The organism is Desulfosporosinus burensis (assembly GCF_054657535.1).
Map to the genome: position 1 here is coordinate 84,804 of NZ_BAAHYN010000015.1, position 13,821 is coordinate 98,624.

Here is a 13,821-nt window from a genome sequence, read left to right on the forward strand (position 1 = left end):
TCAGAGTCACTGATGCATTCTTCTAAGCTCCTAGCGTTCAAATGAGCATGATTCTATTCTCCGGTATTATCAAAAGAAGCCGAAACCGCCAGAGTTTTCTAGGGACGAAAATCATATAAGGACGTCTTTCCATCCTTTAATCTAACATAAGAGGCTAAGGCCAGCAGGGCTTGCTCGGAAGCAGTGTTATCCGAATTCCCCGTTAATAGATGTTTAAAACCACCGTCCGCGGATCTAAATTGAAGCAAGGCACTCAATAGTGTGTTTCTATTTTTAATGAACATTGAGTTGGTATCCATATTGATCCCTAGCGACGACAAAGCAATCATTGTTTGACTAACGCTTTCACTACTGGCGGTGCCCCCAGATTTAAATCCTCCCTCCGAATCCTGCAGTGCGCTTAAACAAGCTAACGCCTTATTCACCACAGCCTGCACTTCCGGATGGCTGTCTGAATAGTAAGGGGCTAAAGCCTGAAGAGCCATCGCCGTAATATCCGGATCACTATCACCCGTTCCGTCCAGAGAAAATCCTCCATCAGGCAATTGCTTGTTCAGAATGATTTTTAATAATTTTTCTGGCGTCCATTGAGCAGTCGAAGGTAAATTATAAGCACCGCTGTTCAGAGCAAGCAGGGCAAAAATCGGCCCATTGATACCCTGAGCTTCAATATCAGGATAATTGGCGATCTCAGCAATCAAGTCCTTGCCACCGAAATTGCGGGGATCTCCTTTGGCTGCTTCTACTGCCAGGCATATTCTGGCCAGGTTGGTCACTTTCCGTTTGACGGAGTTCCAATCTTGGCCAATGTACTTCTCGTTTTCCGCCAGATAAGAGGACAAGCCGTCGTAGAGGTCCAGCCGACCCAGTCCGACAGTGGGCCAATTATAGACCGTGGGATCAATAATTTCACCTGAAACAGCTTGTGTAAAGGCCGCTTGGATATAAGCCTTTTCCCAGACTGCCAAACCACTGATAGTTTCATTCACCTGCTGGCGGGTTGTAGCTCCTTCCTGAGGCTGAACTAAATTAGGAACTAGCGTACGCAATTTGTTTTCTTGATCTGCGCTGATAATCCCTGTTCCTCCCACAATGATCAGATCGGAGGTTGTTCCTTTGTGGGCGGTTAGGAAACTTGAAGCGGCTTCTGGTATGGTATTATCAACCATAATAACCGGTGAGAAAGAATGCGCAGCCAAATTCCCCGCGGTTAAGGCATCGGCAAAATTTAGACCTGTCACTACATAAACCCGGTCCGTATTAAGACTTAACCCCTGGGCTATGGCCGTTGCAGTCGCATAACGATCACTTCCAGCGTAGCGTACCACTCCCGGTAAACGCTGAGTGATAGTTTCCGGGATGACGTAACTTCCTCCCACCACAATGGTGGAACTAACTTTTTGCGCAGTCAGTGCTTGAACTGTGGGATCTGGGAGAACCGTTCGTTCCGTGAAGAGAATCGGGATTCCCTTGTTGGCAGCATAACTGGATACAGCGAGAGCATCCGCATAACTATTTTCACCACCATTAGCAATGATGGCCTTCCCTGTTGTACCCAAGGCAGTGGCAAGCAGAGCTGCCGTGCTATAACGGTCCAGCCCACCGTAGCGCAACACATTGTCCGCTCCGTAGACTTTTTCCATTTCAGCTTGGATAGCCTGGGAAATGACAGTTGTCCCTCCGATTAAGGTAATTTTTTTCGGTGCCATTTTTTGTATTTCTTCCAGTGTTGACGGAGTAAGAGTGTCTGCCTCCGTTAACAGGATGGGAGCATTAAGCTTAAAAGCTAAGGGAACGGCAGCCAGGGCATCGGAAAACGCATAGGCATTAACCAAAACCACATTGTCTGCTCCAGCTTTCCAGCCCTGTGTCGCTACCACATTGGCTGTTTGGAAGCGGTCGAGGCCGGCTAGGCGCTGAGGTACGCTCGAAACATCTGCCATGACAGCATACGTGGAAAAGTGATAAGTAGGCACGGATAGGGTCTTGGTGATCGGGTCAAAAACGCCGCCCAATTTAACCCAATCGTTTTTGGCCGTATTCCACCAATAGATGGCCAGTTGTTGGGTAGTGACCCCGGTGGGAAGATCTCCTGCAGCGATCGGGAAACTAATTTCAACGGGCGCATTAAACTGAACAGGCTCTTCCTGGACCGCACCTTTGGAACTTTCAAGGCCAAACTGACGCTGGTATTTAAGAGGATTGAGTACTGTGGCACCTGTGTCGGCCTTAGGTGGAGTCGTCACCTTACCTATCTCGACGGTAAATTTAACCGGAGTGCTCTGATTATTTAACGCTCCTGGCGGCACAGTCAGCTGAATTCCGTCTGTTGCCTTCAGAACCACCTGCTCGGTAGCTGTCGGACTTACAGTGGGAGTGTTGTCTGGGAGTCTAGCCCCGGCCTGTTGCTGGGCCGTGACATTAGTTAAGACTGCCAATGCGTCCTGATTAGTTTGGCCGTTTGATCCAGTTGAGCCAACCGGATTAGTGACCGCTGGTTGTGATGGAATTGGGCTAACGCTGGTAGCCGTTCCTGCACCGCTGTTATCCGTAGCACCTATGTCTTTGCCCATATTGGTTGTATACCGCCAAACCACTACGTCACCGTTTGTTAAAGTAATTGCCGCTGCACTTACACTCGGATAAGCACCATTTACTGAATACATCCAACCGCTGGAAGGACCATCAGTACCTGCGTTAATCCCATTAATCCCGCTGACATAAGCACCTGACCCAGTAACAGCCGCCTGGCCGAGCTTCCTTATCAGAACGGAATAAGCCGTATCACCATTTTCCAATGGCACTGTTGTCGACGAGAGAATACTTTGTCCGTTCTTTCCGGCAACGGTCAAAGTAATACTACTTTGGACAGTCGGCTGCGAAGAAGTTCCGCTGCCTGACTGCGTAGAATCGGAAACCGTGATCTGTAAAGTCTGAGGATTACCAACACTGAAGAGAAAATTCAGAGTGGTTGTTCCTGTTGCCTGTTGGGCTAAGTAGCCTTTAGCAATGGTTACAGTACTACTGTCGGTCGCTACCGTATAATCGCTCCCTGCCGTCAGCGCAGTCCCACCATTGGTTATACTGGTTAAAGTATGTCCGTTAAGCGTCATTGTTATTGGCACATCGACTTGCTTAGCAGTATTTTTGTCAAAAACAGCCGTCACAGGCGTTATGGTACTGTTATTGTTTCCCTGGGGACTGCTTTCTTGCAGCCTCTGCCAGACTGATTTTTGGGCAAATAGATCCCCCAATGCAATCAGGGACTGATAAGTTGCCATAGCATCGGTTTTTCCTGGATTATAAGGAGAGTAAAACGACCCGTCGCCTAACTGAAAACTGAGCAGGTCATCCAGCATGGTTTTCCCGTTCTTTTTCCAGCCATCCGATAAAGGATCTTCACCGACAGCCACCAACCCTGAAATTACCGTAGCTACACTGTTGGGATTATCTGTTCCCCAGGAAGCAAATCCACCTGTATCCTGCTGTATACTCTTCAAATAAGCTTTGGCGTTATTGATTGCAGTTTGAACACCAGCTACCGTTTGATGGTTAGCCAGAGCCAGCAAGGCCATCCCTGTTTGATCAGGATCACTAGTGTTGTAGTCTGTTGAGTAAAAAAAAGCTCCGTCCGAATTTTGATATGTCAATAAATTTGATACCGCTTTGTCTTGATCATACTGTGTTTTCGCAGCATCCAGAGCAACCATAGCCCAGATTTGGTCGCTTGAAGTTAGACCGAAGGAACCTGGGAATGCACCTGTGCTGCTGTTCTGTGTCGCCTTCAGTTTTGACAAGAGGTTACCGTTTAGAGTATTGCTCGGATCCTCTCCCTTGGCCAGTGTTCCCAGAATATTTCCGGCAAGACTAGTTTCTTTGCTGCTGTCCCAAATAGTTCCTATACTTTCCTCGGCACCCCAGAGTCCTACCGTATCCCACCAGGAAGTGGCTTTACTTGAATTGCTTTGATAATAGGTAAGTATTTTTGTTAAACTGGTTGAATAAGCCGGTGTAGAGTCAGAAACAGTTATCTGCAAAGCCTGAGGATTGCCGGCACTGAAGATAAAATTCAGTGTTGTTGTTCCTATCGCCTGTTGGGCCAAGTATCCTTTACCAATGGTAATACTGCTGCCGGTCGTTACTGTATAGTCGTTCCCTACCGTCAGCGGAGTTCCACCATTGGTTATACTGTTTAAATTATTTCCGTTAAGAGTCGTCGTTATTTGCACATCGGTTTGATGAGCAGAATTCTTGTCAAAAACAGCTGTCACAGGCGTTATAGTGCTGTTCTGATCTAATGCCGCATAAGCCGGTTTAGCCAAAGGAATTTGCATAACCAACATGGAAAGCATCATTACAACTATCAACAGCCATGAATATAATTTTCGAAAATCTCTTTTCATCTCTATTTATCCCCCTCTACATGCCTATAGCTAAAATATCTCCTCGTTGCTTTAGAAATTAAGAAGCCTCTCAACCGATCGGTCAAGAGGCTAAAAATACTGATAATCATCTATTGATGCCAGCATTTTTAACACCTCCCCCTATCGCTCGTAGAGTAGTTGGTGTCTAAAATACAGGCAGGTCTTCTGACTCTGGATCATCAATGTTTCGCGCCTTCCCAGACTATGCCAGTGGCCTTCACGAAACATTTCCCCATCACAGCGGCGGGATCGTGCAGGAATTGCACCTGCTTCCTTTTTATCCGAAGCACTCATGCTCCGATACCTGAATTTTTCATAAATTAATTTACTTAATCTCCTATGAGCTAGTCCATTGGTTTTCCGTCGGGATAATTCTTCGAGTTCGTCTTCAATATCTATAAACTTCACAAGCCACTGAATCCTCTTCTCTTTTTCCAAATTATACTTCCCCAAGATTTCTCCTCGCGCATCAAGCAACGCTTGCCTGTGCTCTTCCATCTCCTGATTCTTCTCTCGATATCTCACCAGTCAGGCCTCCTTCAAGGAAACAAAAAAAGCCTCTACAGAATACCTGTAAAGGGATATAGTGACTCCGCTAGCCGGATAATATACGCTGACTTCCCGACATAAACGACACCTCCCCTATCTTCCGTAGGTTCCTGTGTTGATCCGCAATGAGCAGGTTTCCTGGCTTTAGTTCATCATTACCCCACGTCTTCCCAGATAAAATCCAGTGACACTTTGTGAGGCAACTCCCTATTACAGTGGCGAGACCGCGTCAGATTTTAACTGACTTCCCTTTTAAATTCTTTTCCTTAGAAAAAATCACTCATTACCTAATATTTAATTGTCCTCATTATAACCTTAATTCTAAATTCTTGTAAACCCTGTCAGTACATAAATTTACAATTATTAGCACTGATTGTCAAACTAACTGATGTATTCACTGGGTATTTCTATCCCCTATCTGACATAGTCATATCAAGGATGGGGGTGGGTTGGTGCAGTTCAATATTTACCAATTATTTGTTTCAACATTTATAATTCATATAATCGATACGTTTGCCTACTCTGTGCGGCTTAATTCTGTTAAAAGTCGGCAATTCGCCTTATCAAATACCCTCTTTAACTTATTCTATCTAATCTCTCTTACAGCACATACATTGCAAGCTCCTTTGTTTGGAGGTTTGATGGATAGTTCCATTAATCAAACTATCGACCCTCTTCCTGCCATACGCAAGATCATTTGGGTAGCGACGGTAGGAACTTTTTTTGGCATAGTATTAACTCCCACTTTTTTAAATTTTTTTTCCGGAGCTGTAAAAAATCTTGAACGGTCTGGGTCTGTACCATTTGTTGTAATGGACGCTTTGAAATTTCGCAGTATCCGTAGATTTATTGAGAATGTTACTTTACCTTCAAAAAAGATGGTAAATAATCTGCCGTTTAAGAGAATACCTATTCAATTAATAGCTCTCAATTCTCTTGTCACCGGAATCTACACCATAGGGGTGATGTCAGCTTATTATGCTGCTTTACTTGTTGATGCTCAGCATCGCTTAGCGGCTTCAGCTTCGGCAGGAGTAATTAACAGTGCAGCAAATATTATATTTATGCTCTTTGTTGACCCTAAATCTTCTATCATTACTGATCAGGCTTTAAAGGGGAATCGTCCCTATGAAGATGTCAAAGCGCTTGTCGTTATGTTGATGAGCGCCAAGCTAATAGGAACCCTAATGGGACAATTGTTCCTTATCCCAGTGGCCCATGTCATTGCAAATATTTATAAGTGATAGTGTGCGACTGAAAGCCTTGATACAGACGGATTAATGTCATCTACATTTTGTACTATTCGTATCCACCCAATCCAGTAATTCCTGGACATTATTTACAATTAAACCATTATTCGTCTTGGTTCTTTTCACGAGGACTGTCTCTATCCCCAATTCTAAGGCTGCTGAGATCTTCGTATCTGTCCCACCGGCAGACCCACTATCTCTGGTTAATAAAATATCTGCTCCATAGAATTTAAATAGCGCCTTGTTGATCTCTTTAGAAAATTGCCCTTGCATAGCTACGATATCCCTAGGCGAAATGCCCATCATTTGGCATTTTTGGACTAAGCGCCCTTCTGGAAGTACCCTAACAACTAAACGAGCAGAGCGAGCAAAGGTGCTTTGCACAATGCTTTCCAGTTGGTGGCTGCCCGTCGTCACGAAAATCGTTACTATTCGTTTTTTTGCTTCATGAATTGCACCGGCTCGCAATTCTAACTGAAGCAGAGCTTCCTCCCACGTACAAACTGGATATATTAATAAGCTGTCTGGAATGACAGTCTCTGGTCTTTCTAACCTAAGATAAGGAATGCCCTGTTGCTCAGACCATTGGCGTAAAGAGGCCAACTTTACACTGCTGGAAGGATGGCTGGCATCAAGAATTAAGGAAGGAGTCTGCAAAAATACCTTGCCCTTCCAAGTAAGTATTCGTTTAAACTCAATCCCCCTATGTTGAAGACACTCACTGATTTCACGCGCTGCCGCCGTTTCTCCCAATAACATGATCATTTTTGTTAGCCTCCAAAGCCGTTATAAAAACAAGTGTAATTCTATAAATCCTAATGTGTATGGGATAAAACTCGGGCGGGGAAGCCGGAAATGGCCACCCGCCCTATGGGTTTGAAATTGATATTGGTATCACTACGTTGGCGTTCATCTGATCAATCTCTTGACTGGAGAGATTGATGATCAGCTTTGTGTCTACCCTTCGAATAACCTAAGTAATAAAAGACGAATCCGCTTCCAAGCGCAGCCTGCAAGGCAAACAAAAACGATTCAACTTCTCCGCTCGGAGGTTCCCAAAAGGACTCAAACCAAGGTGTGTAATCGGCGTTGAACTCACTTATCGCATCGGATGCCTGAGCATCAGCACCAGCGAATTCGGCATCACGCGCTATATAAAGTGGGAAAAAGGCCAATATAGCAACAAATACTAGGATTATAATGTTTTTAGTAAAGAGTTTCATGCTTTCACCCCCCGCTTAATGGAGGATAACGCTTTGCCTGTAAAGGCAGTTAAAACCTGCAACTCTTTTTGACTATAAGCAGTGAGGATATTAAATACCATTACCGTAAGTAGACCTTCACTAATGGCTAAAGGAATCTGAGTGAACGCAAAAATGCTCATGAATTTGAGTACAGAAGCCATTACTCCGCCTGATGCCGCGGGAAAAGCTAGCCCCAACTGAATGGAGGTTGTAACGTAGGTCATTAGATCCCCTAACGTTGCCGCCATGAAAATCGAGAGCCATTGGGGAGCGCCCAGCTTTTTTAAGCCTCTGTAGATACCGTAAGAGACAAAAGGGCCAACGATCCCCATAGAAAACGTGTTTGCGCCTAAGGTCGTTATTCCTCCATGAGCCAGTAAAAGTGCTTGGAATATCAAGACAATCATTCCTAAAACGGTCATCGCCGCAGGTCCAAACAGAATGGTACCTAAACCCACGCCTGTCGGGTGAGAGCAACTACCAGTTACTGACGGAATTTTCAGAGCAGACAAAACAAAAGCAAAGGCTCCTGCCATACCGAGCAGCATCTTTAAATTAGGGTAGAGTGTCACCGTTTTTTTAATGGAACGTACCCCCGCAATAACAAAAGGAATCATAGCGATCCACCAAAAGGCAGCCCAGTTGAAAGGCAAGAAACCTTCCATAATATGCATACCATAGGCATTATCGGGAAAGACGATGTAGATAGCCAAAACGTAGGCTATTAATAAACTGATCCGCTTAATCATACGTTGATTCATAATAATCATCGACCCCTTTCAATCTATTGTCAAACCTAGCCTTCACTGAAACTCCGCTCTTACATTTTCCCTCCACTCCTATAAAAAATAAAGAGACAACCTCACATCACTCATCATAAAGACAGCAATGTATCGGTTGTCTCGGACGGCGCGTTCTCCTCCACTTTCAAGTCGCATTCGCATTTTTGAAAGCAGATCCCGCTTGAACAAGACGTTTACCCTGCAGGTCGGTTTCCCTCGAGAAACCTATTATGTACACTTAACAATATATAAAAGCCCTCCAAAATATGAAGGACCTAACTAACCAAGTCCCTCCACCCATCCATCGTGAGTAAAGCATATGAGCAATCAGGTCTCCTGGCTCAGGTTCCTCGTTTAGTGCCTCCTTCCCAAGTTTCCTCAGTGGATGTGGCACAAACTCCCCTTTACAGTGGCGGGACCGCGCCGGATTTAAACCGGCTTCCCTGTTATGATTTCTCGGCTAAGAAAAATCGCTTGCTCATCTATTAAATTTGTTAATTAAATGTATCACAAAAGCAATCCATGGTCAATACTCTATTCCCTCTCGCGCCATGATGCCCTTTTTCATGGGATGTTTGCAGGCAGTTATTTCCGAGACATAATCAGCTAACTCGATCAGCTTTGATGGGGCATCCCGCCCTGTCAGAACGAGTTCCAATTTTAGTGGCTTGGTCTTAACAAGCTCGACTACTTCCTCTAGAGGCAGAAACCCGCCATTCACAGCGGCCATAATCTCGTCCATGATGATCAAATCCCATTCTCCGCTCATGACGGCCTCAATAGTATAGTTCAGACCAATTCGCATTTCTCCTTTTATTCCTCCCATTTCTTCATCTGTCATTCCCCAAGTGAATTTGTCATTCTCTTTGTATTAAAGGAGTTGAAAGCACGGTCCTAAGCTGGCGATGACCTTCATTTCTCCCGTAGTCCATCCTTTTAAAAATTGAACCATGAGGACCTTAAGTCCCTGTCCATACGCCCTGATCCCCAATCCGACTGCTGCTGTCGTCTTCCCTTTCCCTGCACCAGTATAAATATGGATAAGCCCTAGTTGCATGCTTATTTCTCCTCCCGCTTAAAATTATTGCCTCACGGCACTCGCCGAGGCGGTTAGGACAAAGGCACTACATCACCCAGTACATCATTACTTAGCCGACTTCAAATCCTCGAAAAGAGAAGGACAAATTCTTTTCAGACCACCAAGTCAATCTCTTCAAATCCGGCTTGTTCCTGGATATTATTTTAAAATCCGTGCTTCTGCAGCTCTGCACCACGTAATTTGAAGCAATTTCGAAATCTAACATAATGCTTGGTATATCATCTGCTTCGAGTTCAGGGCAAAGTGTTGTCCTGAACTCATGAACAAGTCCGCTATTTTTAATAACTTCCACACTTTCTCGAATTGACGATAACTCCAACTGGCTTGTCCCTGTAATTCTTTCATATTTGTTGAGCGGAGCCTTTAAGTCCATAGCGATAAAATCCAGCAGATGGTCATCAATCAACGCTCTCAAGATACCTGAATTTGTTCCGTTTGTGTCAAGCTTTACGAGTAAACTCATTGCTTTCAATTCTTCGATAAAAACGTGAAGATACTTTTGCAACGTCGGCTCTCCGCCGCTTATAACCACTGCATCGATCATTCCTTTTCTTTTTGAAAGCCATTCAAAAATTTCTTCAGGCAGAATACCGTTTGAGGTGTCATTTTCATCTATAAGACTGAAATTGTGACAATAACCACATCTTAAATTACAGCCCTGAGTAAAAACCACAGACGCTATCTTACCCGGATAATCCACAAAGGAGGTCTTCACGAATCCGGCAATATTCATCATACCACCTCTGGCATTACGAATTTTTTCCTCTGGTCGTACTCTTCTTTCTTTCCAAGATTATAGTTCTTGACCGGTCTAAGATAACCTGTCACTCTGGACCATACTTCGGCTTCGGCACCACATTCAGGGCAAGTGAAATGTTCTCCGCTGATGTATCCGTGAGATTTGCAGATACTGAAGGTTGGGGTGATGGAGATGTAGGGGATTTTGTGTTTGGTAAATATCTTTTGAATAAGTTGCTTACAAACCTTAATATCCTCAACCGCTTCTCCAAGATAAAGGTGCTGAACCGTTCCCCCTGTGTAAAGAGACTGCAATTCGTCCTGTAGCTCCAAAACCTCAAAAATATCATCCGTATAGCCTACCGGAAGTTGGGTTGAGTTTGAATAATAAGGGACTTTATCACCAGCAGTAATAATTGAGTCATACCTTTTAGTATCCAACATAGCCAGACGGTATGATGTTCCCTCTGCTGGCGTCGCCTCTAAATTGTAGACGTTTCCGGTCTCATGTTGAAATTTAACCAGCAGCTCTCTCAAATAGTTCATGACACTAACCGAAAACTCCCGCCCTTCTTCAGTTTCAATTCCTTTTCCCATGAAATTCAGTAACGCCTCATTCATGCCGACGATACCGATCGTACTGAAATGATTGTGCCAATAATGCCCAGTCCGCTCCTTTGAATGTCTCAAATAATAGCATGAATAGGGATACAGTCCCCTTTCTGACTGCTGCTCAATAATTTTCCGCTTGATTTCCAAGGCCGTGCGCCCGATTTCCGCCATTTGTTTCAGACGTTCCATAAATTCCTGTTTTGTCTTGGATAGATACGCTAATCTGGGCAGGTTAATTGTAAATACACCGATTGATCCTGTGAGAGGATTGCTTCCGAACAAACCCCCACCTCTTTTTCTAAGTTCACCGGTATCAAGCCTTAACCGGCAGCACATGGATACGGCATCTTCGGGAGACAGCTCTGAGTTGACATAATTAGCGAAATAAGGAATTCCATACTTACAAGTAATTCTCATAAAGGCATCCGCTACAGGACTCTCCCAATCAAAGTCTTTGGTAATGTTAAGGGTTGGAATTGGGAACGTAAACACTCTTCCCTTGGAATCTCCTTCCAGCATCACTTCACAGAACGCTAAGTTGAACATATCCAGCTCGTCCTGAAAATCTCCATATTTATCCTTAGTATAGGTTCCGCCAATCATGACCTGCTCATCTCTCAAGGTAGCAGGTACCTTTATATCAAAGGTAAGGTTGGAGAAGGGGCACTGAAATCCGACCCTCGTGGGAACATTGATGTTAAAAACAAATTCTTGCAAGCACTGTTTGACTTGGGTAAAGGTCAATTGATCATTCCGTATAAACGGCGCACAATAGGTGTCAAAACTTGACCAAGCCTGTGCTCCGGCAGTTTCTCCTTGTGTCGTAAAGGTAGAATTGACGATTTGCCCAAGGAAAGACCGTAAATGTTTGGCTGGGCCGCTTTCTACCTTGCCAGGTACTCCTCCGAATCCGTCAAGAAGGAGCTGTCTCAAATCCCATCCTGCACAATAGGGTCCAAAAAAGCCCAGGTCATGGATGTGGCAGTCTCCGCTTTCATGCGCCTCTCGAACTTCCTGAGGATAGATTTCATAAAGCCAATACTTTTTGGTAAAGACTTCTCGTATGTAATTGTTTAAACCATTAACACTTTTTTGTGTGTTCGCATTCTCACTAATTTGCCAGTCCTTATCTCCTAAGTAGTCGGAAAACATTCCAATGGTCGCTCCAATAAGAGCATCCATCTCACGGGTGCTTTTCCTTTTCTGACGATAAAGTATGAATGCTTTGGCTGTTTTGGCATGTCCGTTTTCTATGAGGACTTTTTCGACGAGATCTTGGATCGATTCTACATCCGGTTGCTTGTCCCAATAATCTCTATTTAAGACATCGACAACCTGTCTGCCTATTTCCTCAGCACGCTCATAGTCCGATCCTCCACAAGCTGTAGCGGCTTTAAAAATTGCATTCATGATTTTCTCTTGCTTAAAAGCCTCAATTCTCCCATTACGTTTAATAATTCCTGTTAACATCGGTTGAATAACCTCCAATTTTTTCAAATTACTAATTTTCCAATTAGAAAAGCCCCTTGACGATGAGCGCCAAGAGGCTATGTATTTCCCTGAATACAACAGTTACTTATGGAACCCCCCTATCGCTCGTAGAGTCATTGGTTCATTAACAAAGGCAGGTCTTCTGACTTAGGTTCATTAATGCTTCACGCCTTCCCGGTATGTACCAGTGGCCAATAGTATGAAACATCTCCCCATTACAGTGGCGGGACCGTGCAGGCCTTTAACCTGCTTCCCTTTTAAGCTGTACTCTTAGTACTTGCACCTTTATTTTCCAATATTCAATTGTTATCATGTTATCGTATATTAACCTAATGTGTCAACCATGAAGTTTAATAACGACTTTAGGAGCAAACACGTTTTCCATGGGGATAACTATTAAAAACTCATAAAAAAATAAAAAACGCAGAAGGGATTAACACTTTTATGTAGAATACTATTAACATAGGCAACTATTCATTATGAAAAAAGAGACCATGGAGGTCTTGACCTGGCATTAAGTCTGGTCATTATTTCCATGGTCTTTTTCATTTTTCAAAGGAGGTGATTATTGGCATATGAGCCCATGCCAGCTGTCTTCCCATAGTTTGTAAAGTAATGAATTCGACGTTCCAAAACGCCTTCAAAATCTTCCTGCATCTTACGTGCGAAAATGTCAACTCATAATCCATAAGGAAAGTTTGGATCCTTACGGAATACTAACAACTTCAGACCTAAAGATATTCTGATCTGACCGTCAAGATATCATTGGGTCTGACCCTAACAGAAAATGATCCTGTCCTAGGCAACTGCTTATGAACTTGTTCTGGTATAGGCTTTTATAATTCATAAAAGAAGGAGCGAACTGTGATGTGTGAATCGAATGCTTTTCTCAAAGATGGAGAAAACGAAGTGATGCTCATGAAGTCCGTTGATACCATCGAGCCCTTTGAAGATGGTCTTAAACTCGTAGATATCTTTGGAAAACAAATGTTTATTAAAGCCAGAATAAAAGACATGACCCTTCTCAACCACCGTATTATCTTAGAAAAGATTTAACCAACACCCTAGGCAACTTTTTGTAGCCTAGGGTGTTGGTTCGTATTATATAGTTATGTACTGCTTTTTCAGTTTACTATTGTTTAGTGCAGAGTCATGGTCTCGAACTCTGATAACAATTGGTTCCCCTCTGTAATATGGTTTTGTAAATGCTAAATGCTAGTTTGATCATTACTTTTTTGCAACTCTTTTATTTCTAAATTATGGGCATCCAGTGACCCCTTGAGGTCACTATAAAGAGTCAAAGCATCTATGAAGTGAATACCCCCCTGGCCCTTCATTTGTTCATAGCGATGTTTTATACTTGAACAACTCATAAAATTTCGCCAACCCTTTCTACATTAATCGTAGTATGAGGAAAGGATGCTAACTTTATTCCTTGAAAGCAGCACAATATTTTCCTTCAAGGAGTATTACTTTCTATCTTCTGAAAACCAATGCTGCGAAAAGCCTGGGGCTTCTTAATATTCAAATTTTAAATAAATTGGAATAGTTGTTGCATTATTAACATTATAATAATATTATATCACTGTATTACTATAGCGTTATGATAAGAAGGAGGGATAAAACAGATTT

At 43.5% G+C, this 13,821-nt stretch carries 8 protein-coding genes, 2 pseudogenes and 4 riboswitches; of the genes and pseudogenes, 2 read left to right on the top strand and 8 right to left on the bottom strand.

Annotated features, from left to right (window positions below; translation table 11 throughout):
* Positions 1 to 98 precede the first annotated feature (98 nt).
* Entirely contained in the window at positions 99 to 4,403 is a 4,305-nt protein-coding gene (locus tag ACYQ3Q_RS23140) for a X2-like carbohydrate binding domain-containing protein (RefSeq protein ID WP_459930815.1), read from the bottom strand.
* A 159-nt stretch (positions 4,404 to 4,562) separates the two neighbouring features.
* Positions 4,563 to 4,747: riboswitch (cobalamin riboswitch) on the bottom strand.
* A gap of 337 nt (positions 4,748 to 5,084) precedes the next feature.
* Positions 5,085 to 5,272, bottom strand: a riboswitch (cobalamin riboswitch).
* A gap of 153 nt (positions 5,273 to 5,425) precedes the next feature.
* Between ACYQ3Q_RS23140 and ACYQ3Q_RS23145 the strand changes: the two genes are divergently transcribed.
* Positions 5,426 to 6,217 carry a lipid II flippase Amj family protein gene (locus tag ACYQ3Q_RS23145; protein WP_459930816.1) on the top strand — a complete coding sequence of 264 codons (792 nt, stop codon included), beginning with the start codon at positions 5,426 to 5,428 and terminating at the stop codon, positions 6,215 to 6,217.
* A gap of 39 nt (positions 6,218 to 6,256) precedes the next feature.
* Here the strand turns inward: ACYQ3Q_RS23145 and ACYQ3Q_RS23150 are convergent, their stop codons facing one another.
* From ACYQ3Q_RS23150 to ACYQ3Q_RS23180, 7 genes and pseudogenes are all read right to left on the bottom strand, one after another.
* Positions 6,257 to 6,988, bottom strand: a complete 732-nt coding sequence (locus ACYQ3Q_RS23150; protein ID WP_459930817.1) for a precorrin-6A/cobalt-precorrin-6A reductase — start codon at positions 6,986 to 6,988, stop codon at positions 6,257 to 6,259.
* A 152-nt stretch (positions 6,989 to 7,140) separates the two neighbouring features.
* Positions 7,141 to 7,446, bottom strand: a complete 306-nt coding sequence (locus ACYQ3Q_RS23155) for an energy-coupling factor ABC transporter substrate-binding protein (RefSeq protein ID WP_459930818.1) — start codon at positions 7,444 to 7,446, stop codon at positions 7,141 to 7,143.
* Entirely contained in the window at positions 7,443 to 8,228 is a 786-nt protein-coding gene (locus tag ACYQ3Q_RS23160) for an energy-coupling factor ABC transporter permease (RefSeq protein ID WP_242860285.1), read from the bottom strand. The genes ACYQ3Q_RS23155 and ACYQ3Q_RS23160 overlap by 4 nt, the downstream gene beginning before the upstream one ends.
* Before the next feature lie 330 nt (positions 8,229 to 8,558).
* A riboswitch (cobalamin riboswitch) is annotated at positions 8,559 to 8,742 on the bottom strand.
* Between the two features lie 33 nt (positions 8,743 to 8,775).
* Positions 8,776 to 9,306, bottom strand: a pseudogene (locus ACYQ3Q_RS23165) (cob(I)yrinic acid a,c-diamide adenosyltransferase).
* Between the two features lie 91 nt (positions 9,307 to 9,397).
* The gene (locus ACYQ3Q_RS23170) at positions 9,398 to 10,084 is read right to left on the bottom strand and encodes an anaerobic ribonucleoside-triphosphate reductase activating protein (protein WP_459930819.1); all 687 of its coding nucleotides are present in this window, start codon (positions 10,082 to 10,084) and stop codon (positions 9,398 to 9,400) included.
* Positions 10,081 to 12,168, bottom strand: coding sequence for a ribonucleoside triphosphate reductase (locus ACYQ3Q_RS23175; RefSeq protein WP_459930820.1), 2,088 nt, complete (start codon positions 12,166 to 12,168; stop codon positions 10,081 to 10,083). The genes ACYQ3Q_RS23170 and ACYQ3Q_RS23175 overlap by 4 nt, the downstream gene beginning before the upstream one ends.
* A 136-nt stretch (positions 12,169 to 12,304) precedes the next feature.
* A riboswitch (cobalamin riboswitch) is annotated at positions 12,305 to 12,491 on the bottom strand.
* Between the two features lie 292 nt (positions 12,492 to 12,783).
* Positions 12,784 to 12,876 (bottom strand): annotated as a pseudogene (locus ACYQ3Q_RS23180) (hypothetical protein); the annotation flags it as partial.
* Positions 12,877 to 13,056: 180 nt separating this feature from the next.
* On the opposite strand from ACYQ3Q_RS23180, the gene ACYQ3Q_RS23185 reads away from it, so the two are divergent.
* Positions 13,057 to 13,245, top strand: a complete 189-nt coding sequence (locus ACYQ3Q_RS23185) for a CooT family nickel-binding protein (protein ID WP_459930821.1) — start codon at positions 13,057 to 13,059, stop codon at positions 13,243 to 13,245.
* Positions 13,246 to 13,821 lie beyond the last annotated feature (576 nt).

Coding starts and splice junctions, on each gene's coding strand:
- ACYQ3Q_RS23175 (WP_459930820.1), bottom strand. CDS start 12,168: ATGTTAACAGGAATTATTAAACGTAATGGGAGAATTGAGGCTTTTAAG.
- ACYQ3Q_RS23150 (WP_459930817.1), bottom strand. CDS start 6,988: ATGATCATGTTATTGGGAGAAACGGCGGCAGCGCGTGAAATCAGTGAG.
- ACYQ3Q_RS23170 (WP_459930819.1), bottom strand. CDS start 10,084: ATGATGAATATTGCCGGATTCGTGAAGACCTCCTTTGTGGATTATCCG.
- ACYQ3Q_RS23140 (WP_459930815.1), bottom strand. CDS start 4,403: ATGAAAAGAGATTTTCGAAAATTATATTCATGGCTGTTGATAGTTGTA.
- ACYQ3Q_RS23160 (WP_242860285.1), bottom strand. CDS start 8,228: ATGAATCAACGTATGATTAAGCGGATCAGTTTATTAATAGCCTACGTT.
- ACYQ3Q_RS23185 (WP_459930821.1), top strand. CDS start 13,057: ATGTGTGAATCGAATGCTTTTCTCAAAGATGGAGAAAACGAAGTGATG.
- ACYQ3Q_RS23155 (WP_459930818.1), bottom strand. CDS start 7,446: ATGAAACTCTTTACTAAAAACATTATAATCCTAGTATTTGTTGCTATA.